Source organism: Caldimonas manganoxidans ATCC BAA-369, from assembly GCF_000381125.1.
GTDB classification, from domain to species: Bacteria; Pseudomonadota; Gammaproteobacteria; order Burkholderiales; family Burkholderiaceae_C; genus Caldimonas; species Caldimonas manganoxidans.
The window spans coordinates 81,366-105,462 of record NZ_KB905938.1; the positions used below are offsets into that span (position 1 = coordinate 81,366).

27 protein-coding genes are annotated in these 24,097 nt (G+C 65.3%); 12 read left to right on the forward strand and 15 right to left on the reverse strand.

Annotation, left to right across the window (positions count from 1 at the left end):
- Positions 1-74: 74 nt before the first annotated feature.
- The 4 genes from rplU (at position 75) to proB (ending at position 3,082) form a co-directional block, all read left to right on the forward strand.
- Positions 75-386 carry a 50S ribosomal protein L21 gene (rplU, locus tag F615_RS0107715; protein ID WP_019560600.1) on the forward strand — a complete coding sequence of 104 codons (312 nt, stop codon included), beginning with the start codon at positions 75-77 and terminating at the stop codon, positions 384-386.
- 23 nt (positions 387-409) lie between these two features.
- A complete protein-coding gene (rpmA, locus tag F615_RS0107720) occupies positions 410-667 on the forward strand; it encodes a 50S ribosomal protein L27 (RefSeq protein ID WP_019560601.1) in 258 nt (85 codons plus the stop codon).
- 145 nt (positions 668-812) lie between these two features.
- Positions 813-1,925, forward strand: coding sequence for an Obg family GTPase CgtA (gene cgtA, locus F615_RS0107725; RefSeq protein WP_019560602.1), 1,113 nt, complete (start codon positions 813-815; stop codon positions 1,923-1,925).
- 38 nt (positions 1,926-1,963) lie between these two features.
- The gene (gene proB, locus F615_RS0107730) at positions 1,964-3,082 is read left to right on the forward strand and encodes a glutamate 5-kinase (RefSeq protein WP_019560603.1); all 1,119 of its coding nucleotides are present in this window, start codon (positions 1,964-1,966) and stop codon (positions 3,080-3,082) included.
- A gap of 415 nt (positions 3,083-3,497) precedes the next feature.
- Here proB and F615_RS0107735 read toward each other — a convergent pair whose 3' ends face one another.
- Positions 3,498-4,085, reverse strand: a complete 588-nt coding sequence (locus F615_RS0107735) for an RNA pyrophosphohydrolase (protein WP_019560604.1) — start codon at positions 4,083-4,085, stop codon at positions 3,498-3,500.
- A 131-nt stretch (positions 4,086-4,216) separates the two neighbouring features.
- On the opposite strand from F615_RS0107735, the gene F615_RS0107740 reads away from it, so the two are divergent.
- Together F615_RS0107740 and F615_RS17950 are read left to right on the forward strand one after the other, a co-directional pair.
- Positions 4,217-5,962, forward strand: a complete 1,746-nt coding sequence (locus F615_RS0107740; RefSeq protein WP_019560605.1) for a proline--tRNA ligase — start codon at positions 4,217-4,219, stop codon at positions 5,960-5,962.
- A complete protein-coding gene (locus F615_RS17950) occupies positions 5,959-6,648 on the forward strand; it encodes a lytic transglycosylase domain-containing protein (RefSeq protein WP_051090206.1) in 690 nt (229 codons plus the stop codon). Before F615_RS0107740 ends, F615_RS17950 begins: the two co-directional genes overlap by 4 nt.
- A gap of 30 nt (positions 6,649-6,678) precedes the next feature.
- Here F615_RS17950 and F615_RS0107750 read toward each other — a convergent pair whose 3' ends face one another.
- From F615_RS0107750 to F615_RS0107765, 4 genes are read right to left on the reverse strand one after another with little or no spacing between them, the layout of a single operon-like run.
- Entirely contained in the window at positions 6,679-7,848 is a 1,170-nt protein-coding gene (locus tag F615_RS0107750; protein ID WP_019560607.1) for a mandelate racemase/muconate lactonizing enzyme family protein, read from the reverse strand.
- Positions 7,845-8,573 carry an SDR family NAD(P)-dependent oxidoreductase gene (locus F615_RS17955; RefSeq protein WP_033371080.1) on the reverse strand — a complete coding sequence of 243 codons (729 nt, stop codon included), beginning with the start codon at positions 8,571-8,573 and terminating at the stop codon, positions 7,845-7,847. Before F615_RS17955 ends, F615_RS0107750 begins: the two co-directional genes overlap by 4 nt.
- Complete coding sequence (locus F615_RS0107760) at positions 8,563-9,546, reverse strand: Bug family tripartite tricarboxylate transporter substrate binding protein (protein WP_019560609.1); 984 nt, start codon at positions 9,544-9,546, stop codon at positions 8,563-8,565. The genes F615_RS17955 and F615_RS0107760 overlap by 11 nt, the downstream gene beginning before the upstream one ends.
- Positions 9,547-9,590: 44 nt before the next feature.
- A complete protein-coding gene (locus F615_RS0107765; RefSeq protein WP_019560610.1) occupies positions 9,591-10,523 on the reverse strand; it encodes a dihydrodipicolinate synthase family protein in 933 nt (310 codons plus the stop codon).
- 101 nt (positions 10,524-10,624) lie between these two features.
- Here F615_RS0107765 and F615_RS0107770 point away from each other — a divergent pair, with 101 nt between their 5' ends.
- Complete coding sequence (locus F615_RS0107770) at positions 10,625-11,554, forward strand: LysR family transcriptional regulator (protein WP_019560611.1); 930 nt, start codon at positions 10,625-10,627, stop codon at positions 11,552-11,554.
- Positions 11,555-11,560: 6 nt separating this feature from the next.
- Here F615_RS0107770 and F615_RS0107775 read toward each other — a convergent pair whose 3' ends face one another.
- The 3 genes from F615_RS0107775 to F615_RS19385 all read right to left on the reverse strand — a co-directional run bounded on the left by F615_RS0107775 (position 11,561) and on the right by F615_RS19385 (position 16,266).
- The gene (locus tag F615_RS0107775) at positions 11,561-12,127 is read right to left on the reverse strand and encodes a UbiX family flavin prenyltransferase (protein WP_019560612.1); all 567 of its coding nucleotides are present in this window, start codon (positions 12,125-12,127) and stop codon (positions 11,561-11,563) included.
- 10 nt (positions 12,128-12,137) lie between these two features.
- The gene (gene grxD, locus F615_RS0107780) at positions 12,138-12,455 is read right to left on the reverse strand and encodes a Grx4 family monothiol glutaredoxin (protein WP_019560613.1); all 318 of its coding nucleotides are present in this window, start codon (positions 12,453-12,455) and stop codon (positions 12,138-12,140) included.
- 97 nt (positions 12,456-12,552) lie between these two features.
- Complete coding sequence (locus tag F615_RS19385) at positions 12,553-16,266, reverse strand: PAS domain-containing protein (protein ID WP_019560614.1); 3,714 nt, start codon at positions 16,264-16,266, stop codon at positions 12,553-12,555.
- 208 nt (positions 16,267-16,474) lie between these two features.
- Here F615_RS19385 and F615_RS0107790 point away from each other — a divergent pair, with 208 nt between their 5' ends.
- Positions 16,475-17,317, forward strand: a complete 843-nt coding sequence (locus tag F615_RS0107790; protein ID WP_026330132.1) for a GNAT family N-acetyltransferase — start codon at positions 16,475-16,477, stop codon at positions 17,315-17,317.
- A 47-nt stretch (positions 17,318-17,364) separates the two neighbouring features.
- Here F615_RS0107790 and F615_RS0107795 read toward each other — a convergent pair whose 3' ends face one another.
- The 4 genes from F615_RS0107795 to F615_RS17965 are packed head-to-tail and all read right to left on the reverse strand — an operon-like array spanning position 17,365 to position 19,890.
- Positions 17,365-17,634: an HPr family phosphocarrier protein gene (locus F615_RS0107795; protein WP_019560617.1), complete on the reverse strand. Its 270-nt coding sequence runs from the start codon at positions 17,632-17,634 to the stop codon at positions 17,365-17,367.
- Complete coding sequence (locus F615_RS0107800) at positions 17,603-18,049, reverse strand: PTS sugar transporter subunit IIA (protein WP_019560618.1); 447 nt, start codon at positions 18,047-18,049, stop codon at positions 17,603-17,605. The genes F615_RS0107795 and F615_RS0107800 overlap by 32 nt, the downstream gene beginning before the upstream one ends.
- Positions 18,050-18,097: 48 nt before the next feature.
- Positions 18,098-19,363, reverse strand: a complete 1,266-nt coding sequence (locus tag F615_RS0107805; RefSeq protein WP_019560619.1) for an MFS transporter — start codon at positions 19,361-19,363, stop codon at positions 18,098-18,100.
- On the reverse strand, positions 19,360-19,890 hold the full coding sequence (locus tag F615_RS17965; protein ID WP_019560620.1) for a hypothetical protein: 531 nt from the start codon (positions 19,888-19,890) through the stop codon (positions 19,360-19,362). The genes F615_RS0107805 and F615_RS17965 overlap by 4 nt, the downstream gene beginning before the upstream one ends.
- A 126-nt stretch (positions 19,891-20,016) precedes the next feature.
- On the opposite strand from F615_RS17965, the gene F615_RS0107815 reads away from it, so the two are divergent.
- Together F615_RS0107815 and F615_RS0107820 are read left to right on the forward strand one after the other, a co-directional pair.
- Complete coding sequence (locus F615_RS0107815) at positions 20,017-21,195, forward strand: hypothetical protein (RefSeq protein ID WP_019560621.1); 1,179 nt, start codon at positions 20,017-20,019, stop codon at positions 21,193-21,195.
- A 124-nt stretch (positions 21,196-21,319) separates the two neighbouring features.
- Entirely contained in the window at positions 21,320-21,817 is a 498-nt protein-coding gene (locus tag F615_RS0107820; protein WP_019560622.1) for a TlpA family protein disulfide reductase, read from the forward strand.
- Here F615_RS0107820 and F615_RS0107825 read toward each other — a convergent pair whose 3' ends face one another.
- Positions 21,818-22,678 (reverse strand): DMT family transporter, encoded by an 861-nt coding sequence (locus F615_RS0107825; protein ID WP_019560623.1) that lies wholly within the window; start codon positions 22,676-22,678, stop codon positions 21,818-21,820.
- Positions 22,679-22,874: 196 nt separating this feature from the next.
- Here F615_RS0107825 and F615_RS0107830 point away from each other — a divergent pair, with 196 nt between their 5' ends.
- Complete coding sequence (locus tag F615_RS0107830; protein ID WP_019560624.1) at positions 22,875-23,225, forward strand: hypothetical protein; 351 nt, start codon at positions 22,875-22,877, stop codon at positions 23,223-23,225.
- A complete protein-coding gene (locus F615_RS19870) occupies positions 23,225-23,371 on the forward strand; it encodes a hypothetical protein (protein WP_019560625.1) in 147 nt (48 codons plus the stop codon). Before F615_RS0107830 ends, F615_RS19870 begins: the two co-directional genes overlap by 1 nt.
- Before the next feature lie 108 nt (positions 23,372-23,479).
- On the opposite strand, the gene F615_RS17970 is transcribed toward F615_RS19870, so the two are convergent.
- Together F615_RS17970 and F615_RS0107845 are read right to left on the reverse strand one after the other, a co-directional pair.
- The gene (locus tag F615_RS17970) at positions 23,480-23,872 is read right to left on the reverse strand and encodes a helix-turn-helix domain-containing protein (protein WP_019560626.1); all 393 of its coding nucleotides are present in this window, start codon (positions 23,870-23,872) and stop codon (positions 23,480-23,482) included.
- A 26-nt stretch (positions 23,873-23,898) separates the two neighbouring features.
- Positions 23,899-24,097 (reverse strand): transposase (locus F615_RS0107845; RefSeq protein ID WP_019560627.1); only part of this gene is annotated, 199 nt, incomplete at its 5' end.

Genomic DNA, 24,097 nt, shown 5'->3' on the forward strand with positions numbered 1-24,097 from the left:
AGGGCTGCGGCGTGCGGGCCGTGACGATCGGTGCGCACCGGGTCGATGAGGTGCGCGTTTGTGAAAGGGCTGATATGTACGCGGTCATAAAAACCGGCGGCAAGCAATACAAGGTGGCTGCCGGCGAAAAGATCAAGGTAGAACAGATTGCTGCGGAAGTCGGCCAAGAGATCGTGATCGACCAGGTTCTCGCCGTGGGCAACGGCGCCGAGCTCAAGGTTGGCACGCCCTTGGTTGCCGGCGCCAGCGTCAAAGCCACGGTGGTGGCTCATGGCAAGCATGACAAAGTGCGCATCTTCAAGCTGCGTCGTCGCAAGCACTACAAGAAGAGCCAAGGGCATCGCCAGACTTACACCGAGCTGCAAATCAGTGCGGTGACGGCCTGATCCCCTTCCAGGAGTAAGCAAGCATGGCACAGAAAAAAGGCGGCGGTTCCACCCGGAACGGCCGCGACTCCCAACCGAAGATGCTCGGCGTGAAGGTGTTCGGCGGCCAGGTCGTGTCGGCCGGCTCGATCATCGTGCGCCAGCGCGGAACGCGTTTCCATGCCGGTGTGAACGTCGGTACGGGGCGTGACCACACGTTGTTCGCTCTGGTCGATGGCCAAGTGTCCTTCGATGTGAAGGGCCCGCTGAACCGCAAGGTGGTCAGCGTCACGCCGCTGTAAGCGTCGGCCTTCCCTTGAAGCGAAGCCCCGGTTTGCCGGGGCTTCGTTGTTTTGTGCCGTCGCCAACCCGGCCGACGGCGCTGCAGTACCATCGCCAACGGCGGCCGGTCCTCGTGTGCGGCCGTTCTCGGCGGGACAGGACATCATGAAATTCGTTGACGAAGCCTACATCGACGTGGCTGCCGGCAATGGCGGCAACGGCTGCGTGAGCTTCCGCCGCGAGAAGTTCATTCCCTTTGGCGGCCCCAACGGGGGCGACGGGGGGCGCGGCGGAAGTGTTTACGCCGTGGGCGACCGCAACCTCAACACCCTGGTCGATTTCCGCTATGCGCGCCGCCATGAGGCCCGGCATGGTGAGCATGGCCGCGGTTCGGACCAGTTCGGCGCGGCCGGCGAGGACATCGTGCTGCGCATGCCGGTGGGCACGATCATCACCGATGTGGACACCGGAGAGGTCGTGGCCGAGCTGCTGGTGCCGGGGCAGAAGGTCTTGCTGGCCAAGGGCGGCGACGGCGGCTTTGGTAACCTGCATTTCAAGTCCAGTACCAACCGGGCGCCACGCCAGCGCACCTTGGGGTGGCCGGGGCAGCAGCGTCGACTCAAGCTGGAGTTGCGGGTGCTGGCCGACGTGGGCTTGCTGGGCATGCCCAATGCGGGCAAGTCCACCCTGATCGCGGCCATCTCCAATGCTCGGCCCAAGATCGCCGACTATCCCTTCACCACCTTGCACCCCAACCTGGGCGTGGTGCGCGTCGGCCCGGAGCAGAGCTTCGTCGTGGCCGATGTGCCCGGGCTGATCGAAGGCGCGGCCGAGGGCGCCGGCCTGGGACATCAGTTCTTGCGCCATCTGCAACGCACCCGCTTGCTGCTGCATCTGGTGGACCTGGCGCCGTTTGACGAAGGGGTGGATCCGGTGGCTCAGGCCAAGGCCATCGTGGCCGAGTTGAAGAAGTACGACCAGGCGCTGTACGAGAAGCCGCGCTGGCTGGTGCTGAACAAGCTCGACATGATCCCCGAGGACGAACGCGCGGCGCGCGTGAAGGACTTCGTCAAGCGCATGCGCTGGAAGGGGCCAGTCTTCGAGATTTCTGCACTCACCCGTGAGGGCTGCGAAGCCTTGGTGCGCGCCATCTACGACCATCTGGCGGCCCATCGCGAGCCCGAACCGCAGCAGCCCGATGTGCGCTTCGTGTCGCAGGAGGCCCAAGATGCCGAATCGGCCCCTTCGTCTGACCCGCACGACCCGCGCTGGCGCTGAGGTCGCGCACGCTTCGTTCTTTCGCTTGCGATACTCCGATGAGTGACGTGCTTCGCAATGCCCGCCGTATCGTCGTGAAGGTGGGCTCCAGTCTGGTGACCAACGAGGGCCGTGGCCTGGATGCCCAGGCCATCGGGAACTGGTGCCGCCAGATGGCGGCCTTGGCCCGTGAAGGTCGCGAGCTGATCATGGTGTCCAGCGGCGCGATCGCCGAAGGCATGAAGCGACTGGGTTGGACCCGACGTCCGACCGAGCTGCACCAACTCCAAGCTGCCGCCGCGGTGGGGCAGATGGGCCTGGCCCACATTTACGAGACCGAATTGCGCGCCCAAGGCCTGGGCAGCGCTCAGGTGCTGCTGACCCACGCCGACCTGGCCGACCGTGAGCGTTACCTCAATGCCCGTTCGACCTTGCTGACCCTGTTGTCCTTGAAGGTGATTCCAGTCATCAACGAAAACGACACGGTGGTTACCGACGAGATCAAGTTTGGCGACAACGACACGCTGGGGGCGCTGGTGGCCAACTTGGTCGATGCCGATGTGTTGGTGATTTTGACCGACCAGCGTGGCCTGTACTCGGCCGACCCCCGCAAGGACCCGAACGCCCGCTTCGTGCACGAAGCCCGAGCGGGCGATCCCGAGCTCGAGCGCATGGCTGGCGGGGCGGGTTCCAGCATCGGCAAAGGAGGCATGATCACCAAGATCCTGGCGGCCAAGCGCGCCGCCGGCAGCGGGGCCTCGACGGTGATCGCCTGGGGCCGTGAGCCCGATGTGCTGATCCGCCTGGCGCAAGGCGAATCGATCGGCACGCTGCTGGTGGCCGGCACGGCCAAGCTGGCCGCGCGCAAGCAATGGATGGCCGACCATCTTCAACTGCGCGGGGCGGTGGTGGTGGACGATGGGGCGGCAGCCAAGCTGCGCGAGGCCGGCAAGAGCCTGTTGCCCATCGGCGTGGTGCAAGTGACGGGAGAGTTCGATCGTGGTGACGTGATCGCCGTGCGTGACGCCCAAGGCCGTGAGATCGCGCGGGGCATCTCCAACTACGACAGCACCCAGGCTCGGCTCATCGCTCGCAAACCGTCCAGCGAGATCGAGCGCTTGCTCGGCTGCCCCGGCGAATCCGAACTCATCCATCGGGACAACCTGGTGCTCGTGTAACGAGCACCAGGTTGCGGCGCCGGCTCATATCGCGTAGCGATGTGAAGGCGCGTAGCGCCGGGCCGGCGCCACAAAGTCCGCTCGTGTAACGAGCACCAGGTTGCGGCGCCGGCTCATATCGCGTAGCGATGTGAAGGCGCGTAGCGCCGGGCCGGCGCCACAAAGTCCGCTCGTGTAACGAGCACCAGGTTGCGGCGCCGGCTCATATCGCGTAGCGATGTGAAGGCGCGTAGCGCCGGGCCGGCGCCACAAAGTCCGCTCGTGGAGCGAGCGCCAGGTTGCGGCGACGGCTCACATCGCGCAGCGATGTGAAGGCGCGTAGCGCCGGGCCGGCGCCACAAAGTCCGCTCGTGTAACGAGCGCCGGGCCGGCGCCACAAAGTCCGCTCGCGTGGAGTGAGCGCGGGCTCGCAGGTTCAGCTTTCGCCGGTGCCGGGAGGCTCGACCAGCGGGACGGCAGGGGCCGTGCGCGGCTCTTCGCGGGGTTGCGGTCGCAGCCCGGCTCGCAGATAGCGGTTGTGTTGATGGGGCAAGCGCGGCAAATAGCGGGCCAGCTCGGTCAACGCCATCTGGTAGACGCCGCGCTTGAACTCGATCACCGCATCCAGCGGCACCCAGTAATCGTTCCAGCGCCAAGCGTCGAACTCGGGATGGTCGGTGGCACGCAGGTTCATGTCGCTGTCGCGCCCCAGCAGCTGCAGCAGGAACCAAATCTGCTTCTGCCCTTTGTAGTGACCGCGAGCATCGCGGCGGATGTAGTGTTCAGGCACTTCGTAGCGCAGCCAATCGCGGGTGCGCGCGACGATGCGCACGTGTTCGGGACGCAGCCCCACTTCCTCATGGAGCTCTCGGTACATCGCCTGCTCGGGGTTCTCGCCATGTTTGATGCCCCCCTGGGGAAACTGCCACGAATGGGTGCGGATGCGTTTACCCCAGAACACCTGGTTCTTGTGGTTGAGCAGGATGATGCCGACGTTGGGCCGGAAGCCGTCACGGTCGAGCATAATCGAACCTCGGATTCTTCAATTGAAATCATTATTGCACCGGCACGCGCGGCTGCCTACCGGGCCGCGCCGAAGGCCCTCATGCGTGAGATCGTTCACGCTTTGGGGCGGCCTTTTCACCTCTTTTGCCCATGAAAGCCTCCCAGTTTTTCATTTCGACCTTGAAGGAAGCGCCCGCCGATGCGGAGATCGTCAGCCACAAGCTCATGATGCGTGCCGGCCTGATCAAACGGCTGGGCGCGGGCATCTACAGCTACATGCCGATGGGCCTGCGCAGCATCCGCAAGGTGGAGGCCATCATTCGTGAGGAAATGAACCGCTCGGGCGCCATCGAGCTGCTGATGCCGGTGGTGCAGCCGGCCGAGCTGTGGCAGGAGACGGGGCGCTGGGACCAGATGGGCCCGGAGCTGCTGCGCGTGAAGGATCGGCACGAGCGCGACTTCGTCATCCAGCCCACCTCGGAGGAGGTCATCACTGACATTGCCCGGCAGGAGCTGCGCAGCTACCGACAGTTGCCGAAAAACTTCTACCACATCCAGACCAAGTTCCGCGACGAGCGCCGGCCTCGCTTTGGCATCATGCGAGGGCGCGAATTCACGATGAAGGACGCCTATTCCTTCGACCGCGATCTGGAGTCGGCGCGTCGCAGCTATCAACAGATGTACGACGCCTACGTGCGCATCTTCGAGCGCCTGGGCCTGAAGTTCCGCGCGGTGGCCGCCGATACCGGTGCCATCGGCGGCGATGCCTCGCACGAGTTCCAGGTGATCGCCGACACCGGCGAGGATGCGATCGTGTACTGCCCGCAGTCCGATTACGCGGCCAACATCGAGTTGGCCGAAGCCGTGGCGCTGATTGCGCAGCGTGCTGCGCCCACGCAGGCGCTGGCCAAGACGCCCACGCCGGGCAAGAGCACTTGTGCGCAAGTGGCGGAGTTTTTGGGCCTGGAGCTGTCGCGCACGGTGAAATCGCTGGTGTTGGCCACCGACGAGAAGAACGAAGCCGGGGAGGTGGTGCGCACCCAGGTGTGGTTGCTGCTGGTGCGTGGCGATCATGACCTCAATGAAGTCAAGGCCGGCAAGATCGAGGGCCTCAAGGCGGGCTTTCGCTTTGCCACGCCAGCCGAGATCGAGGCGCATTTTGGCTGTCAGCCGGGCTACTTGGGGCCCATCGGCGTGAAGCGGCCGGTCAAGGTGGTGGCCGACCGCACGGTGGCGAACATGAGCGACTTCGTCTGCGGCGCGAACGATGTCGGCTATCACTACACCGGTGTGAACTGGGGCCGCGACCTGCCCGAGCCCGATGTGGTGGCCGACATTCGCAACGTGGTCGAGGGAGATCCCTCGCCCGATGGCAAGGGGCGGCTCGCCATCCAGCGTGGCATCGAGGTGGGGCATGTGTTCTTGCTCGGCACCAAGTACAGCGCCGCGATGAACGCGACCTACTTGGATGAAAACGGCAAGCCCCAGCTGATGGTGATGGGCTGCTACGGCATTGGCGTGACCCGCATCCTCGGGGCGGCCATCGAGCAGAACCACGATGAGCGCGGCATCATCTGGCCCGATGCCATGGCGCCCTTCACGGTGGTGCTGTGCCCGATCGGATACGAGCGCTCGGCCGAAGTGAAGGCCGCTGCCGACCGCTTGCATGACGAATTGGCCGCGCTCGGGGTGGATGTGATGCTCGATGACCGGGGAGAGCGTCCGGGCGCGATGTTCGCCGACTGGGAGCTGATCGGCGTGCCGCATCGCGTGGTGCTGTCCGACCGTGGCCTCAAGGAGGGCAAGCTGGAATACCAGGGCCGCCGCGATCCTCAGGCCACGCCGGTGGCCGCGACCGAGCTGTTGGCCTTCTTGCGCCAGCGGCTGGGGGTATGAGGGGCGAGGGAGGCGTTCATTGGTTGCGGCGCCGGCTGATGCTGGCCGGGGCGGCCGGACTGATCGTGCCTGCCGCGCCGGCGCTGGCCGGTGGTCAGATCGAGGAGCCTTTGGCCGATTCGGTCCGCTCGGCCTTATCGGCCGCGATCGCCAATCGCGCTGCGCCCGAGCCTGAGTTCCGGGATATCCAGGAGCGCTTGGCGTATTTGCGCTGGCTCGGCGAGATGAGCGACCGCTTGCGCCGGCACAAGCCGGACCGGACCACGCGCCTGGAGTTCTTGAAGACGCTGTGGTACGAAACCACCCGCGCCGGTTTGGAGCAAGCGCTGGTGCTGGGCCTCATCCAGGTGGAAAGCGGGTTTCGCAAGTATGCCGTCAGCCCGGTGGGGGCACGGGGCTACATGCAGGTGATGCCGTTTTGGAGCCGACTGATCGGCGATGGCGATCCGTCCAAGCTCTTTCACATGAAGATCAACCTGCGCTTTGGCTGCGTGATCCTGCGCCACTACCTGGACATCGAAAAGGGCAACCTCTTCATGGCCTTGGGCCGCTACAACGGCAGCCGTGGCCGGCCGGAGTATCCGAATGCGGTGTTTGCGGCGCGCAAGCATTGGCTGTATGCCCCCTCGATCGAGTCGCGCAGCGGACGGGATATGCCGCACCCAAGTGGCGGTGGCAGTGGGTGAGGGCCGTCGGATGCGCTGCCCCGCTGTGGCTCATGCGGCCAGCGCCTTCATTTGTGCATACAGGTCCGCCTTACCTTCGAATCCGATGCCTGGTAGTTCGGGCAGGGTGACGTAGCCGTTTTCGACGCGAACCCCATCGGGAAAACCTCCATAAGGCTGAAACAGATCGGGGTAACTTTCATTGCCGCCCAGACCCAATCCCGCAGCGATGGCCAGGCTCATTTGGTGACCGCCGTGAGGGATGCAGCGTGTGGGGCTCCAGCCGTGCGATTGGAGCATATCGAGCGTGCGCAGGTATTCGACCAAACCATAACTGAGGGCACAATCGAATTGCAACCAATCGCGATCCGGCCGCATACCACCGTAGCGGATGAGGTTGCGGGCATCTTGCATCGAGAAGAGGTTTTCTCCGGTGGCCAGAGGGCCTTGGTAATGCTGCCCCAGCACCGCTTGAAGTTGATAGTCCAGCGGATCGCCTGCCTCTTCATACCAAAACAGGCCGTAGTTTTTTAAAGCCTCGGCATACGCAAGTGCTGTTTTCAAATCGAATCGGCCATTGGCATCGACGGCCAAATTTTGCCCTGGGCCCAGCAGCTTGAGTACAGCTTCAATGCGTTGGCAATCTTCGGACAAGCTGGCACCACCAATTTTCATTTTGACCACGGTGTACCCGCGATCGAGGTAGCTGCACATTTCACGGATCAATCCTTCCAAGCCTTGGCCGGGCCAGTAATAGCCCCCAGCTGCATAGACAAACACTTTGGGGTTGGCTGGACGGCCCCGGCCATAGCGCTCGGCCAGCAAACGGTGCAAAGGCTTGCCCTCGATTTTTGCCACGGCATCCCAGACCGCCATGTCGATCGTGCCCACGGCGACGGATCGTTCACCATGCCCTCCAGGCTTTTCATTGCGCATCATCGTGTCCCAGATGCGGTGAGGGCAAAGATTGTCTCGCTCAGGGTCGAGTAGGCTGTTCGGATCGGCTTCGAGCAGTCTGGGAATGAATCGCTCGCGCATCAATGCGCCTTGCCCATAACGACCATTGGAGTTGAATCCGTAGCCGATGACCGGTTTGCCGTCACGCACGACATCGGTGACCACAGCCACCAAGCTGAGCGTCATTTTGCTGAAGTCGATGTAGGCATTGCGGATGTTTGATGCAATGGGGCGGGTGGATTCCCGAATGTCAACGATTTTCATAATGCGGGTCGAGGATGAGATGGAAGAGACGCGCCGCCGCAGATAATGATGTCTTGGCCAGTGATGGCTGCAGCAGCGTCGGACAAGAGAAAACCGACGAGGGCTGCTACTTCAGCAGGTTGGATCAGTCGCCCGATGGGGGGCAGTGCGGGTGGGGAGGAAGTTCGTGCGGGATCACGGAGCATGCCGGTGTCTGTGGCGGCTGGAGACACGACATTGACCGTCACGCCTTGGGTCACGACTTCGGCGGCCCAACTGCGCGCCAACGCGACCAGGGCGGCCTTGCTAGCGGCATACAAGCTCCGGGCTGGCATGCCTTGGGATACGCGGCTGCCGATGAGCACCATACGTCCTCGGCCGACTTGGGCCATGCGCGGCAGAAGAAGGTTAGCCAGTTGCGTGGCGGCTTGAACGTGCAGTTGCCACAACTGCCGGGCCGCGTCTGTGTCGAGTTGTCCCAGTAATCCAGTGCGCAGCATCCCAGCGGCGTGGATCAGCGCAAACGGTGCTGGCTCGTGGCGCCAGGGCTGAAGCGCCGCCTCCAGTGCTGCTGCATCGGTCAGGTCGACGATGCGGTGGCTGTAGGCGTCATGCTGGATGGTTGCAGGTCGAACATCGAACCCGAACACGAACCAGCCCTTTTCGACCAGCCATTGCGCGATGGCTTGGCCAATGCCAGAGCTGCTGCCAGTGACCAAGGCCACAGGGCCGGTGTTATTGAGCACGGATGTTCCCTTCGGAAATGAGTTTTTGGCTCTTGGCCATGTCCGATCGCTGGAATCGGGCCATGTCATCGACAGTGCCACCACCGACGATCAACCCCTGCGCCTCGAGCTTGTCTTTAAGATCTCCTTGGAGGGCTTTGTTGACCTCGGCATTGAGTTTGTTCACGACCTCAGTGGGGGTGCCGGCCGGAGCCCACAGCCCGTACCAGCTGTAAAACTCGTAGCCCGGGATGGTTTCTGCGACGGTGGGCAGTTCCGGCAGATTGGGGAGGCGGTTCTTGGATGTGATAGCCAGGATGCGCAGCCGTCCCGACTTGTAGAAGCTCATGGCCCCCAGCAGAGGATCGATGAAGCCTTCAATCTGTCCCCCTACCAATTCTTGCATGGCTGGAGCCGTGCCTTTGTATGGAACGATGCTCAAGTTGATGTTGGCGGTTTTCTTGAGCAGTTCGGTGGCCAGGTGACCTGCCGAACCGGTAGATCCAATGGCGAAGTTCAGCTGACCGGGATGGGCTTTGGCATGTGCAATCAGCCCTGCCAAGTCTTTCACCGGCAGTCCGTTCGTCACGGATACGGCCAGTGGGGCTTGGGCCACCAGGGCGATCGGTACGAAGTCTTTCTGAACGTCGTAAGGCGCCTTGGCCACCATGGGGCCAGTGACAAAGGTGCTGGCGTTGAACAGTAACGTGTATCCGTCGGCGGGGGCTTTGGCCACAGCGTCAGCGCCGACGAACCCATTGCCGCCAGCCCGGTTTTCGACAATGAATGTTTGGCCCATCGACTCTCCCAGTTTCTGCGCAAGCGCCCGCCCCACGAAGTCCAGGGTGCCGCCAGGAGGGAAGGGGATGATCATCTTCACCACTTTGTGGGGGTAGGGTTGGGAGTGGGCTACATTGGGCAGCACCGCAGTGACAGCGACTGTCGTTGCGATGATCGTGCGCACGCTGTGGTGCAAAAAGGTCCGTCGTGTCATGGGCATGTCTCCTTTTGAATCATTGGTGTGGACCAAGGGGAACTTCAGCGTTTGAGCAAGCCGGCTTGCGCCAGGGCTGCGCGCAAGGCGTGTATTTCTGCTTCGTCAGGGGCCTCGGTGGGAGGACGTACGCGAGGGTTGTCGAGGATGCCAGCGAGCCACATGCCGGCTTTCATTCGTGCGTGGGCCTCACCAGTGGGCTCCCCCATGCCGTAAACCGCGTCCTTCAATGGGTTGATGACCGCTTGGATTTGCATCGCGCGCCGCAGGTCGCCAGCTTGAACAGCGGACCAAAGATCCGCGATCAAGCTCGGAATGAATGTCGCAAAGCCCACCAATGCGCCATCCACGCCTTGCACCATGCTGGCCAACAGATACTCGTCATGGCAGGTGAGGATGGCTTTGGTCGGAGCGACCGCCCGAATGGCGGCAATGTCGGCCGCGTATTTGTTCATGTCGCGCTGGCCCACTTTGAAGGCCTGGACCGCGGGATGACGCGCCAGCTCGGCCATGACTTCGGTGGTGTAAGAGGCTCGCGTCCAGGCGGGGTAGACGTGCGCCACTAGGTCGAGCCCTGTTTCGGCAACGGCGTCGAAATACTGACGCACGTGCTTGGGCCGGTATCCAAAACGAAGCCAATGGTGTGGGGGCATCACGTCCAAAGCGGCAGCACCGGCTTGGCGGGCCATGCGTGCGTGACGTTTGGCGTCTTCGATGCCCTCGCAGACGATGGAGCTGATGACGGGCAACTGCCCTGCGAGCTCGCTAGCCACGATTTGCGTGACCTGTGCCCGCTCTTCGGGCAAAAGCGCGAAGCATTCCCCGGTATGACCATTGGTCATGACGGCGACCACGCCGGGCTGCTGGGCGAGCCAGCGCGCTAAGCGGCGCAGCGCTGGCTCGTCGATACGGTCGTCGTCGGTGAATGGGCAGGCAATCGCGGGAATGATGCCTCGGTAGTTCGTAAGTGTCGTCATGGAAGGTGCCGTGGGACCAGAAAGTTGTCGAGTGCAAGGCATCTTACTAATCACAAAAATAACTACAATCTGTTCTAATGGAGTTTCATTTATTCTGAATCGTGATCAATGATCCATCTCTGAGCGATTTGCGGCTGTTCTGCGTCGTCGCGAGGCGGGCCAGTTTTGCCGGCGGCGCGCGCGAGGCAGGCGTGTCGCAAGCTTTGGCGAGTAAGCGTGTGGCTCAGTTGGAGCGTGCGCTGGGGGTCACGCTGCTGCGACGCACGACGCGGAAGGTGAGCCTGACCGATGAGGGCCAGCGTGTGTTGGATTGGGCGCAGCGCATCCTGGAAGACGTCGATGACATGCGCGATGAGCTGTCGCGGGCGGCGAGGGAGCCCCAGGGCCCCATTCGCGTCAGCAGTAGCGCCCGGCTTGGGCGCGAAGTGGTTGCGCCTGCTTTGTCGGCCCTGAAGAGGCGCTATCCAGGCATCGATATTTGGCTGGAGCTATTGGATCGGCGCGTGGACTTGGTAGGGGAGTCGTTCCACCTCGACGTGCGTGCCGGGGAGGTAGCCGAGCCTCACTTGATCGGGCATTTGATTGCGCGCAACGCACACATCGTTTGTGCAGCGCCGTCTTATTTGGCGCGCCGAGGCGTGCCGCAAACGCTGTCGGACTTGGCAGCGCACGACTGCGTGTTGCTGCGGGAGCGGGAAGAGCCGTTTGGATTGTGGCGGCTGAGTGGGCCGGACGGCTTGGAGCAGGTGAAGGTCAAAGGTCCTTTGGCCTCCAATGACATCGACGTCGTATTGCGTTGGGCGCGTGACGGGTTCGGTTTGGTGAAGGCATCTCAATGGCTGCTGGCACCTTCTTTGGCGCAGGGTGCGTTGGTGCGGGTGCTCCCGCAATATGAGCACAGCGCTCACATCCATGCCGTCTCTACGGTGCGTTCTGCACAGTCGGCCAAGGTGCGTTTGTGTGTGCAAGCGCTTCGTCAGCAGATGGATCCTACGATGGCGTACACGGATGACAACCGCCAATCACGGTAACAGCGCCTACAAACCTTGCCAGGGCTGAGGGTGGGCCTCGGGGAGGCCCATCAAGGCCAGCACACGCTCGATGCTGTCGTCGACCAGTGCTTCGATGCTGTCGGGGCGGTGGTAAAAGGCCGGCAGTGGGGGGAAGATGATGCCGCCCATTTCGGTGACGGCCGTCATGTTGCGCAAGTGCGCAAGATTGAAGGGGGTCTCGCGCACCATCAGCACCAGGCGTCGGCGCTCTTTGAGGGTGACGTCGGCCGCGCGGCTGAGCAGGTTGTCCGACAGGCCGTGCGCGACGGCCGCCAGGGTCTTCATCGAACATGGCGCGATGACCATGCCCGCCGTGGGAAAGCTGCCGCTGGCAATGGCTGCGCCCACGTCGCCAGGTGCATAGGCGACGTCGGCCAGGGCTTCGAGCGCGCGGCGGTCCAGGCCGAGCTCGTGATGGGCATTGAGCACGCCGGCGGCCGAGACGACCAGATGGGTGCAGGCCCCCAGCTCGCGCAGGCGCTGCAGCAGCCGCACGCCGTAGATGGCGCCAGTGGCTCCGGTGAGTCCGACGACGACCTGGGGGGCACCCACGGTGGCGGCCTTATTGGGCCGTGCCCAGCACTTGTTGCAGTTCGCCGGACTGGTACATCTCCGTCATGATGTCCGAGCCGCCAATGAATTCGCCATTGACGTAGAGCTGCGGAATCGTGGGCCAGTTGGCGTACTCCTTGACGCCTTGCCGGATGGCTTCGTCTTCCAGCACGTTGACCGCTTTGAAGTCGTTGACGCCGCAGGCCTTGAGGAGTTGGACGGCGCGGCCGGAAAAACCGCACATGGGGAACTGCGCGGTGCCCTTCATGAAAAGCACCACGCGGTGCGATTTGACGAGGTCGTCGATGCGTTGCTGAACGTCGTTCATGGTGGGGCAGACGGCCGCCAATGCGACCGTTTCGTAGAGTCCAGCCCACAGTGTATCGGGCCCGGCGGCTTCGGGGGGCTGGAGGGCTTGTTTCGAGTCAAGGCGGGGACGGGGTGCGGCCCAGGTAGGCCCGCACGGCTTGGCAACTGGCGGCCAGGGTGTCGTTCAGCTGCGCCAAGTCGGCCGCGGGCAGGGGGTGAGCGGATTTGCACTGGGCTTCCAGCTGTGCGGCCTGGTGCTGCAGCCGCAACAGCCCCAAGCTGCTGGCCGCTCCCTTGAGGCTGTGCGCCTCGCGTTGCACGGCGTCGGGGCGGGCATCGGGCTGGAAGCGCCCGCAGTCTGCGTACAGCGCCACGAACTGCTGCAAGGCTCGGTGGTAGAGGTCCTCGCGTTGGCCGCACAGGCGCACCCCCAGGGCCGCATCCAGCAGCGGCAGGGGGGCGTCTGCCGATGGCGCGGGGGTGGGGGGCGGGGATGGGGCCGCGGCGGCACCGGCTGCCGCGTCGGTGAGGCTGTGGCGCAGGCGGGCCAGGGTGTGGCGCAGGGCGGCGCTGTCGATGGGCTTGGTCAGGTGCTCGTTCATGCCTGCGGCCAGCGAGCGTTCTCGGTCGCCGGACATGGCATGGGCCGTCATGGCGACGATGGGCAGGCGGGCGGCTGGGCCGGGCAGCGCACGGATGCGGCGTGTGGCTTCGAATCCGTCCATGACCGGCATTTGCACGTCCATCAAGACCACGTCGAAGCGGTCTTGCTGTACCGCGGAGACGGCCTGGGCTCCGTTGTCGACGGCCTGGACCTGGGCGCCGGCTTGTTCGAGCAAGGCCACGGCGAGCTCGCGGTTGAGCGGATTGTCTTCGGCCAGGAGGACGCGCAGCCCATCGAGCCGGGGGAGCGAGGCGAGTCGGTCTCCGGTGTCGGTCGATCCGGGAGTTTCCCGCTCCAAGGGCAATTGGAACCAGAACAGCGAGCCGCCGCCGGGCTTGGAGCGTACGCCGATGCGTCCTCCCATCAGGTCGAGCAGGCGGCGCGAGATCACCAAGCCCAGCCCGGTGCCGCCAAAGCGGCGCGTGGTCGAGGCATCAGCCTGGGCAAATGCCTCGAACAGCCGCGCTTGCTGTTCCTCGGTCAGGCCGATGCCGGTGTCTTCCACCTCGAAGCGCACGATGGGTCGGTCGGCCGGCGCGGCGCTGGCCAGGGCGATGCGCAAGTCCACCCGGCCGCGTTCGGTGAACTTGACGGCATTGGACAGCAGGTTGGTGAGCACCTGGCCCAGCCGGGTCGGGTCGCCAAGGCAGTGTTCGGGCACGTCCGGCGCGATCGATACGTCCAGCGTCAAGCCCTTGGCCTGGGCTTGCAGCCGCACCATGTCCAGCGCGCTTCCCACCAAGGCCGGCAGCGAGAACGCGGTGTGGTCCAGGTCGAGCTTGCCGGCTTCGATCTTGGAGAAGTCCAGGATGTCGTTGAGCACGACCAGCAGATTGCGTGCTGCCGCGTTGGCTTTGGCGATTTGGTCGCGCTCGCGTGCGGGCAGGGCTCCGCCCAGGGCCAGTTCGGTCATGCCGATGATGGCGTTCATCGGCGTGCGAATTTCGTGGCTGACGTTGGCCAGAAACTCGCTCTTGAGGCGGTTGGCCTCCTCGGCCGCAGCCCGGGCGCGCTGGATGGCCTCGGTGGCTTGGCGTTCGGGGGTGATGTCGAAGGTCAGGCCGATGGTTCCCGTGGGATGCCCGGCGGCATCACGGGTGCCGCGGGCCACGACGCGCACGTGACGGACCTGCCCGTCGGGGCGCACGATGCGGAATTCGGAGCTGGCGCCCGTCGTGTGCTCGTGAGCGTGGGCGACTTCCCGCGCCATGCGCTCCCGGTCGTCGGGATGCACGCGCTCGAGCCAGGCTTGTCGGGAGATGGGCGATTGCGGCGGCAGGCCATAGATGCGGTATTGCTGTTCGTTCCATTCGACGGCGCCGTCGGACAAGCGGTTGCTCCATACGCCGATGCCGGCTGCCGTGATGGCCAGCTGGAGTCGTTGCGCCAACATTTCGGCGTGCGTGGCCGTCTCGACTTGCGCGGTGATGTCCAAGTCCAAGCCGATGGTGCGCACCAAGCGGCCATCGTCGTCGCGTTCGTTGCGGGCCACCGAGCGGATGTGGCGGCGTCCGAGCTGGGGGTGCTCGATGGTGTAGCTCAGATCGAACTCGCTGCATCCGGGGTCTTTGAGCAGAGCATAGATGCGCTGGCGCGTGGCTTCGGCGCATTCGGGGCTGAGCACCGATTCCCAGGCTTGCCGATCGCGGTTGACATCGATACCGTACAGTGCGGCGCCACGCTCGTCCCAGCGCAACTGGCGCGCCTGGGCGTCATACTCCCACACCGAGGCATTGATCGTGGACAGGGCGATGAGGAGCCGCTGATTGACGTCTTGCAGGGCCTGACGCGCTTGCACGTCTTCGGTGACGTCCCAGTTGACGCCGAGCATGCGCACCGGGCGGCCGCGACTGTCTCGATCGACATGGGCCAGTCCGCGCAACCATCGCACCTGTCCGTCGCGTTGGATGCGAAATTGCGATTCATATTCCGCCCCGCCTTCGATGACTTTTTGCATCGAGGCCAACGCGCCGGGCAGGTCCTCGGGGTGCAGGCAGGCGCGCAGCAGCGGGCGGGTCACCTCCACGTCTTCGGGCAGGCCGAACAACTGGCGTTCGTAGGCGTCGAAGCTGAAGCGCTCGGTGGCGAAATCGTATTCCCACACGCCGAGCTTGGCGACTTTGGTTGCCAGGCGCAGGCGTTGCAGTCGTTCTTCTTCCTCGGTGATGTCGCGGTCCAGCCCGATCAAGCGCACGATGCGGCCGTCTTCATCACGCTCGATTTCACCGACCGAGTGGATCCAGCGCACGCTGCGGTCGCGTCGGACGATGCGATAGCGACAGTCGTAGCCGCCTTGGCCGGCCAAGGCGCGCTGCAGGCACTGGCGCACGCGATCCAAGTCGTCGGCATGGACCACGTGCAGCCAGTCTTTCATCCGCGGGCGTTGCAAGCCGGGGGCAGCGCCGAAGATGTCCCGCTCTCGGTCGTCGATGATGAACTCGCCGTGCAGGAGGTCGTATTCCCACACGCCGAAGCGTCCGATCCGCACGGCCATGGCCAGACGGTGGTGCACCTTTTGCAGGGCTTGGATCTGCTCGTGCTCGAGACGCTGGCGCGCTTGCTCGGTCGAGGATCGCACCAGCCGTTGCCGCAGCACCAGGGCCAAGGTGCTGCACAGCAGGATGAATGCCAAGTAGGCCCAGGCCTGGTTGTAGGGTGACAGCAACTTGGGCTGACCATACAGGCCTTGCGCTTGCAGATGGGCCAAGCCGTAGATGACGCCGGCCGTCAGCAGCGCGGCCGACAAGCCGGCCCAGGGCCCGAAGATGAAGACGATGTAGATCACCGGCAGGGCCAGCATCAGGAGGTGGGTGGTTTGCACCGTGCCCAGCCCGGCCACCCAGGCCAGTGCTCCCAACAGGCAGACCGTGACGGCCAAGCCCACCGCCCACGGGCGCTGGCTGCGGCGCACCCACAGACTCAAGCCCAGCGCCGTGGCGCTGAGCGCATAACCGGTGGCCAGACTCGGGGGATGGGCCAGCGGCGCCAGGCCCCAGGTCAGTGTGATCAGCAGCAAACCACCGGCGCCCAACACCAGCAGGATGCGGGCGGTGAGCTCGCGCAGTGGCTGCAGCGGCAGGGCCGGCGTGGCCAGTTCCTCCAGCCAGGCACGCCAGCCCGCTGGCCGGGGCGTCGGTGGGTCGCAGGCGCGCGAGGGCCGATCCATGCGTGTTGCGGAATGTCCGGTCTCTGAGGGATGACGATCAGGCCGTCACGGTAACACGACCGCCAGGCCGGTTGGGATCGGGAAGCCTCGGTGTCGGCCTGGGTTCGGTGGTGCGGCCGGTAGGAAGTCACGAGCGCGTCACGGCATGGTCATGGCCACGTCATGACGCATCCCTAGGCTTGAGGGCGATGCCATCTCGGAGAACGACATGAGGGACCTGCCGCTGCCGACCTTGCCCATTGCCGAGATCCGTGCGCCGCGGAGGTCACTTCACGGCTCGACTGGGGACCTTGGCGCGGCTGAGGGGGCTGCCCGGGCGCGGCTGGAGGTGGTTTGGGCGCGCCATGAGGAGGAGGTGCGCGAAGCGCAACGGCTGAGGTACCAGGTGTTCGCCGAGGAGATGGGGGCGCGTCTGAGCGTGCCCAAGGGCTCCCCGCCGGGCCATGACATCGATGTCTTCGATGCCTATTGCGAGCACTTGTTGGTGCGCGCCCCATCGTGCGAGGGGGGGGCGGGCCCGGTCATCGGCACGTACCGGGTGCTCACGCCCGAGGCCTCGCGACGGGTCGGTGGCTTGTACAGCGAGACGGAATTCGATTTGACGCGGCTGCGTCCGCTGCGAGCCCGCATGGTGGAGCTGGGCCGTTCCTGCGTGCACCCGCTGTACCGCAGCGGCGGGGCGATCCTGGCGCTGTGGGGGGCGCTGGCCGAGTTCATGGTGCGCAACCGCCTGGACACCATGGTGGGCTGCGCCAGCGTGAGCATGCGCGACGGCGGCCACTATGCGGCCAGCCTGTGGGAGCAGCTGCGCCACACGCACCTGGCCCCCATCGAATACCGCGTGCAGCCGCGCCTGCCGCTGCCGGTGGACGAGTTGCAGCGCGACCTCGCGGTGGAGCCGCCGGCATTGATCAAAGGCTACTTGCGCTGCGGCGCGAAAGTCTTGGGCCCTCCGGCCTGGGATCCGGATTTCAACACGGCCGACTTGCCCATGTTGATGCGCATCGCCGATTTGCCGGCCAAATATCGCCGGCACTTTTTGGGCGGATGAATCTCGGACGACAGCGTCCATCCATCAAGCCACGCGGGACGGTCGATTCACTCGCCTTCGCCAAACTTGTCTTCGATGAGTGCGCGCAGCGCATCCATGGCGGCTTGCTCATCTTCGCCATGGGTTTCGATTTCGACCTCGCTGCCCAAGCCGGCGGCCAGCATCATCACGCCCATGATGCTCTTGGCATTGACGCGTCGGCCATTGCGGCTGAGATGGACTTCGCTTTTGAAACTGCCGGCCAGCTTGGTGAGCTTGGCCGAGGCCCGTGCGTGCAGGCCGAGCTTATTGCTGATGGTGATTCGTGACTTGAGCATGGACGGGGGAGGACACCTGATTTTGCGGAGCAGTGTGGCCCACTTGCATGATGCCTTGGTTGGCGCCGGCCACCGCGCGCGCGACCAGCGAGTCCAGCGGTTCGTGCCGATAGCACAAGCTGCGCCATAGCATCGGCACGTTGACGCCAGCCACGACCTTCACATGCACGCCGTCGGCCAAACGTTGGGCCACATTGCAGGGCGTGGCGCCAAAGACATCGGTGAGGATGAGCGCTTCGGGCGCGCGCACTCGGGCCAGCAGCGCGCGCGCACGGGTCTCGACTTCGTCGATGCTCATCTGGGCGGTCACGTCCAGGGCTTCGAGAGTGGCTGCACACTCCGGAAACGTATGGCGTGCGCAGGCCTGCAGGGCGCTGGCCAGCGGGGCATGGGCGATGATGAGAATGCCAAGCATGGGGAACGACGTTGACGGATTATCGACCCATCGCGCCTGGGGTGTGTGTCATCGGGCGGACACCCGGGTCGGGGGGGTGGCCATGCGCAGGGCCCGCCAGTGCTGGACATAGGCCCCGGCCGCCAGCACGCCATACAGGCCCAGGGCCAGGCGATGAGCGCCGATCGCCTCCAGCCCCAGGGCGTGCCCCAGGTCCACCACCAGGCCGATGCCCCATTGCATGGCGAACACCCCGGCGAAGATCACCAGGTTGTAGGCCGACAGAGCCCGGCCGGCCAGATGGGGCGGGAAGGACTGTCCCACCAGGGGCTGTGCCAAGGCCATGAAAGTGCAGCTCACGCAATACAGGGCCCAGTGCCCGGCGGTGGCCTGGGGTCCCAGAACCAAGTTCAGCGCGAGCACGCCCAGACTCCAGGGCGCGCCCGTGACGATGAGCCGGGCGGCGGACCAGCCCCGGGCCTGCAGCCGCGGCATCACCAGTCCCCACGCGAGGAAGGCCAGCAGCATGGACGCATTGACGACGAACAAGCCCGAGGCCGAGGCGTCCGGCGACCAGCCGGCCACCTGCACCAGCCAAGGGCCGATCCACAGCGTCTGCAGGGCGATCATGCCGCCATAGTTGACGAAGCCCAGACCGACGTAGCGACGAAAGGCCGGCTCGCGCCAAATGGCGCCATAGCCCTCGGCGGTGGCCGGATCGGGCGCGGCCGGTGCGCTCGGTGGCCGATCGCGCGGCACGGCCACCCACAGGCAGGCGATGCTCAGCATCAGGCCACTGGCCAGCAGCCAGAACAGTCCGCGCCAGCCCGTCAGCGGCAGCAGCCATTGCACCGGCAGTGTGGAGGCCAGCATGCCCAGCGAGCCGGTCATCAGCATCCACGAGTTCGCGCGCAGCTGCTGGGTGGGGGTGAACCAGTGCCGAAAGCCTGTGAGCGGCGCCATCAAGCAGGCGCTGACTCCCGCACCGATCAGCATGCGCGCCACCGTCAAGCTCGTGAAGCCTTGCGCCAATGCAAAAGCGGCGCAGCCCAGCACCGCCATGCCCAAAAAGGCCATCAGCACGCGGCGTGGACCGAAGCGGTCCAGCCACCGACCCAAAGGCAGTTGCATGGCGGCAAAACCAAGGAAGTAAGCACCCGCCAGCAAGCCGAGATCACCCGAACTCAGGCCCAGATCGGCGCTCAAGGTCGGCGCCAGGGTGGCCGTCACCGCGCGAATCAGCGCCGAGAGGAAATACGCCCAGGCAAACACCAGAAAAAGCACCAGGGCTTGCCGTGTGCGCAATGGCGCATCGGCCGGGCGCAGCGGCTTCATGGCAGGCGCAAGCCCTCGAAGAAGGTTTGGACGGCTTCCTCCGGCGGCTCGGGGCCGACCACGTTGACTTGGTGAATGCGGGTCGCATGGGCAAAGTAGCCGGCCACATGGGTGACGGCTTGACCGTCTGGCAAGTGGCCACTCACACGCACGCGCAGCGCCTCGGGGTTGGGGGTCATGCCGGGCACTTGCAGCGGCTGGGGCACCGGCTCGGGGGCGTCGAGGTTGGCCACCGTGGCTTGCCGCAGCATGCGCAGCGCCGGGGTCACCCGGCTCGGATCCCCGAGATCCGCCCAGCTCAGGGCATAGGTGTGGCCTGCGGCCGTGCAGGCATACAGGTGCATGCGAACCTGCGTGCCCGCCAGCTCGACGCTGCGCGCATGGGTCTTGGGCTTGCACGGAAACAGCGCCACCCAGCGGCCGTCCTCGGGGCGCACCTCGCGCCAATCCAGTGTCGGCGCACAAGCCGACACTCCCAGCGCCACTCCCAGCGCGAAAGCCAGACCGACGAGGATTCGAGGCGACATCGTGCCGATTATCCGCCGCCGGCGTCACTCTCGCCCGCAGGCCCCCGATCGGGGGATCGACACCCTTTGTCACCTCTCGGAATACTGGTGACACTATCGTTGCGTTGCTACGCCGCTGGAGCGTCCATGGACTTGTCTGAGCTCTCCGGCCCGACGCCCCCCGGGCGCCAGCGGCCGGCAGAGGCCATGCCCTCGATGCCCGAGCCGGCCGTCGAGCGCTGGCACCGCTTGCTCACCCAGATCGGGGAGGAAGTCTCCACGCCCTTGAGCCGTGCGTTGGAGCGGGTGCATGCGCTGATCGCCACCGGTCAGATCGACCGACGCAGCCTGCGCAGCTTGCGCGACGAGCTCGAACGCGCCCGGCGCGTGGGCATGTGCAGTCAGCAAATCGTGCGCTTGGCTTCCGGTCGCGTGCGCCAAAGCGCCGAGCGGCTGCATCTGACGCAAATGCTGCAAGGCGTGTTGGCGCACCGCAGTCGCGAGAGCCAGTCCCATGGGCTGGAGATCCGCCAGGTGCTCAAGCCCGTGGAGGTGATCGTCGATCCGGCGCTGTTGTTTTCCCTGCTCAATACGCTGCTGGACTGGGCGTTCACGCATGCCCAAGGGGCGATCGAGCTGCGGCTGGACACCAAGCCCTGGCCGGTCCAGGCCCGCTTGCTGTGCCGTTTTCATCACACGGCGCCCGACGAGGTCGGGCCGAGCCCCGTGGCTGCCGCGCTGTCCTTGCAGGACGAGCGGCCCCTGCTCGATGACGTGAGCTGGTGCCTCGTGCGGCAAGCCGCCGACACCCTGGGGTTGGAACTGCAGCGCCAAGACGATGAGTCGCGTACTGCCGTGACGCTGTGTTTTCCGCGCACCGTGGCCGATCAGCTGCCGGGCCTCAGCGTGGTCGAGGAAGACACCGGATTTGCGGCGTCCTCGGCCAACTCGCGCCCCTTGGCCGGCAGCCACGTGCTGGTGGTGGCATCGCGGCGGGAGGTGCGTGCCCAAGTGCGCGAGGCGGTCCGACACATGGGGCTGGTGCTCGATTTCGTGTCGTCCCTGGACGAGGCCGTGGCCTTTTGCCGCGAGGGCCTGCCGCACGCCATCCTGATCGAATCCATCCTGCGCGGTGAGCGCTTCAACCAGTGGCGTGAAGACCTGCTGCATGAAGCGCCCGACCTGGTCTTCATCGAGATCGTCGAAGAAGGGGACATGTTCGAAGCCTCGGGCTTCGGACATGCCACGATCGCACGCGTGGGGCGCGGGGCCATCCTCAGCTCGCTGCCGTCGGCCCTGGTGTTCGAGTTGGCCAAAACCATGTGAGCCCTTGGGGCAGGGCGAACTTTTGCCACGGGTGCGACTCCTTCCGTGCGGATCGGCCGCCCCTGCGCCGGGCAGGCGCAGCGGCCTGGCCGTACACTGGCGCCTTGCACATGGAGTGCCCCCGATGAAGAAACCTGCCCTGTGGGCCGCCGCCGTGGTGGCCGTGGTTCTTGCCGTCACTGGCTGGATGGCCCTGTCCCGAGATCAGGCTCCGGCCGTGGACTATGTGCTGCTGGACGGCCGCAAGGAAAACCTCGCCGAACTGCGCGGCAAGGTGGTGTTGGTGAATTTCTGGGCCACGAGCTGTGTGACCTGCGTGAAGGAAATGCCCGAGCTCGTCGAGACCTATCGCAAGTACCATGAGCGTGGGTTCGACCTGGTGGCCGTGGCGATGAGCTACGACCCGCCGGCCTATGTGTCCAACTTCACGCACAGCCGTCAACTGCCGTTCAAGGTGGCCATCGACAACACCGGCGAGGTGGCCCGACGGTTCGGCGAGGTCAAGCTCACGCCCACCACCTTCGTCGTGGACAAGCGCGGCCAGGTCGTCAAGCGCTATGTCGGCGAGCCCGACTTTGCGCAGTTGCACCAGCTCATCGAGCGCCTGCTGTCCGAAGCCTGATCAGGCGCGGGCCCGCACCCCGGCCAGGGCCGCGCCGATGATGAGCACCGCAGCGGCCACGATCCAGCCCGACACACTGCGTCCGGTGGCCAGCACCAGCAGCACCGTGCTGGCCAGCGGTGTCAGATAGCTCAGGATGCCGATGCGCCGCGCATCGCCGGTCTTGAGCGCCTTGTCCCACAGGAAGAAGGCGGCCCCCAGGGGCCCCAACCCCATCAGCACGAGCAGGCCCCAGTCCTGTGCCGACAGTGCCACGCGCGGCTCCAGCGCCCAGTGGCAGATCAGCGACAGCCCGCCGGAGACCAGACCGAACAACCCGATGGCCGCCGTCGGGAAATGCGCCACGCGCCGCGTCCACAACGAATAACTCGCCCAGACGAAGGCCGAGCCCAGCGCCGCGACATAGCCCCAGGACCACCCCCCGGCCAACTCGCGCCCGCCGGCGATCGCCAGCGCCGCGCCGGCGAAGCCGGTCAGTGCGGCCCCCACATGCACCGGGCGCAGCCGCAGGCCGGGCAGGAACAGCGGGGCCATCACCACGATCAGGAGCGGCCACAGATAGTTCACCAAATTGGCCTCCACCGCCGGCGCGTGGCGCAGCGCGATGAACAGCAGGAAATGAAAACCGAACAGTCCATAGACCCCCAAAGCCAAGGTGCGCAGCGGAATGCGCCACTGCCGCCACGAGGGCCAGGCCGGCACGCTGCCCACCACCAGGGCGACGCCAGTGAGCAGAAAGGGCGGCACATGCGACAAGGCCACGCCCAAGGTGGCCAATGAGGCCCACAGCGCGATCGCGCCGAGGGCGTACAGGTGGGAAGCGGAACGGCCGCGGCTTGCAGTCGGGGTCTCGGAGTTCATGGCAGGCGAGCATAGCCGCAGGTGCGCGGCGCGATCGTCGCGCCACGCGGGTCGGTCGTCGCGCGATCACGGTTTGATAGGGCCTACGCCTCGAAACCCGGTTTCACCCCTGGATACGTCCAGGCCAGGCTCGCCCAAAGCGGATTGGCCTAGGATGCCAGGGCACGGACGGATCACCACAACATCGGGAGGAACCATGAACCGCCCCTTGTACTTCGAGTATCCGGTCCAAGTTGGCGATACCTTGCCGGCATTGATTCAAAGCGTCTACGGCAGATCACCATCGTCTTGCCATCACGAAGACGTGCTGCAAACGCTCCAGGCGTTCAACCCCCATCTGCGCACGAACCCGCCTTGGCACCCCGGCATGATCCTGAGATTGAGCGACTGTGTGCCCGCGCACGTGCCCGGTGGGGTGAGGCCCTTGTGGCTTGAATCGGTGCAAGACCCATCGCAGCAGAGGGCTCTTTGGGTCTTGGCCTGGGCCCAGCACAGCAACCTGCTGTTGGCTCCAGGGGCTGTGGCCTTGGGGGGACATCGACGCTGATGAGCCCGGGCAACCTGGACCTGCTGCGCCGCATCGGCGACGACTACGCCCTGTACAAGCTCTTTGTTGAAACGGTGGCGAGCACGGTGGTGGGAGCGGGTTTCGGCCTTGTGGTCGGCTTGGACTGGGGTGCTTCCTGGGTGTAGCGCTTTATCAGCGTGGGCGCATGTCGGAGAAGGCTCGCCGATCCTCGAGCCGCAAAAGATCGGGGATCCAGTGATGCCTCGCTGGGCCGTCTCGGTGCCCAGGCGAGATCAGCCCTGCCGCCGCAGCGCCGCCGTCAGCGCCGACGGTGAACGGTAACCACAGCGCAGCGCCACCTCCTGCACCTGCAGACCCTGAACGCGCAGCCGGCGGGCCGCGGCCAGGCGGCGTTCGCGCACGTAGGCCATCGGTGCCTGCCCGGTTTCGGCCAGGCACCGGGCGGTGAACTGTGAGGGGCTCAGGCAGACCTGTGCCGCCAAGTCGGCCACGCCCAAGGGCTCGCCCAGGTGGGCGTCGATCCAAGCGTCCAGCCGCCCCCAGTCGATGGGCCGTCGCGTGCGGCGCGGCGCGGCGGCTTCGCTGGGCAATGTCGATAGCAGCAGCGCGGTGGCCGGGCCCTGCAGATCGGCCAGATCGTGGCGGCTGGCCAGGAAAGGCTCCATGTCGTTTCGTGTGGAAAGCAACACTGTCACTGGGGCATCGCCGGCGCGAATGGGCTGGCCGGCAGGTGCTTGAGCTTAGACATGCGTAGGTAGGCGATGGCGATGAAGTTCTGGCTCGTCCTGAAGCCGCGTGCGGCGCGCTTGGCCTGTTGCAGCAGCCCGTTCATCGCCTCGACGAAGGCGTTGCTGCGGTGATCGACCATGCCGCGCACCACCGCGTCGAAC

Bases quoted from the DNA above. Each gene is read 5' to 3' on its own strand.
- rplU (WP_019560600.1), top strand. From the start codon at position 75: ATGTACGCGGTCATAAAAACCGGCGGCAAGCAATACAAGGTGGCTGCC.
- rpmA (WP_019560601.1), top strand. From the start codon at position 410: ATGGCACAGAAAAAAGGCGGCGGTTCCACCCGGAACGGCCGCGACTCC.
- cgtA (WP_019560602.1), top strand. From the start codon at position 813: ATGAAATTCGTTGACGAAGCCTACATCGACGTGGCTGCCGGCAATGGC.
- proB (WP_019560603.1), top strand. From the start codon at position 1,964: ATGAGTGACGTGCTTCGCAATGCCCGCCGTATCGTCGTGAAGGTGGGC.
- F615_RS0107735 (WP_019560604.1), bottom strand. From the start codon at position 4,085: ATGCTCGACCGTGACGGCTTCCGGCCCAACGTCGGCATCATCCTGCTC.
- F615_RS0107740 (WP_019560605.1), top strand. From the start codon at position 4,217: ATGAAAGCCTCCCAGTTTTTCATTTCGACCTTGAAGGAAGCGCCCGCC.
- F615_RS17950 (WP_051090206.1), top strand. From the start codon at position 5,959: ATGAGGGGCGAGGGAGGCGTTCATTGGTTGCGGCGCCGGCTGATGCTG.
- F615_RS0107750 (WP_019560607.1), bottom strand. From the start codon at position 7,848: ATGAAAATCGTTGACATTCGGGAATCCACCCGCCCCATTGCATCAAAC.
- F615_RS0107760 (WP_019560609.1), bottom strand. From the start codon at position 9,546: ATGACACGACGGACCTTTTTGCACCACAGCGTGCGCACGATCATCGCA.
- F615_RS0107765 (WP_019560610.1), bottom strand. From the start codon at position 10,523: ATGACGACACTTACGAACTACCGAGGCATCATTCCCGCGATTGCCTGC.
- grxD (WP_019560613.1), bottom strand. From the start codon at position 12,455: ATGAACGACGTTCAGCAACGCATCGACGACCTCGTCAAATCGCACCGC.
- F615_RS19385 (WP_019560614.1), bottom strand. From the start codon at position 16,266: ATGGATCGGCCCTCGCGCGCCTGCGACCCACCGACGCCCCGGCCAGCG.
- F615_RS0107790 (WP_026330132.1), top strand. From the start codon at position 16,475: ATGAGGGACCTGCCGCTGCCGACCTTGCCCATTGCCGAGATCCGTGCG.
- F615_RS0107795 (WP_019560617.1), bottom strand. From the start codon at position 17,634: ATGCTCAAGTCACGAATCACCATCAGCAATAAGCTCGGCCTGCACGCA.
- F615_RS0107800 (WP_019560618.1), bottom strand. From the start codon at position 18,049: ATGCTTGGCATTCTCATCATCGCCCATGCCCCGCTGGCCAGCGCCCTG.
- F615_RS0107805 (WP_019560619.1), bottom strand. From the start codon at position 19,363: ATGAAGCCGCTGCGCCCGGCCGATGCGCCATTGCGCACACGGCAAGCC.
- F615_RS17965 (WP_019560620.1), bottom strand. From the start codon at position 19,890: ATGTCGCCTCGAATCCTCGTCGGTCTGGCTTTCGCGCTGGGAGTGGCG.
- F615_RS0107815 (WP_019560621.1), top strand. From the start codon at position 20,017: ATGGACTTGTCTGAGCTCTCCGGCCCGACGCCCCCCGGGCGCCAGCGG.
- F615_RS0107820 (WP_019560622.1), top strand. From the start codon at position 21,320: ATGAAGAAACCTGCCCTGTGGGCCGCCGCCGTGGTGGCCGTGGTTCTT.
- F615_RS0107825 (WP_019560623.1), bottom strand. From the start codon at position 22,678: ATGAACTCCGAGACCCCGACTGCAAGCCGCGGCCGTTCCGCTTCCCAC.
- F615_RS0107830 (WP_019560624.1), top strand. From the start codon at position 22,875: ATGAACCGCCCCTTGTACTTCGAGTATCCGGTCCAAGTTGGCGATACC.
- F615_RS19870 (WP_019560625.1), top strand. From the start codon at position 23,225: ATGAGCCCGGGCAACCTGGACCTGCTGCGCCGCATCGGCGACGACTAC.
- F615_RS17970 (WP_019560626.1), bottom strand. From the start codon at position 23,872: ATGGAGCCTTTCCTGGCCAGCCGCCACGATCTGGCCGATCTGCAGGGC.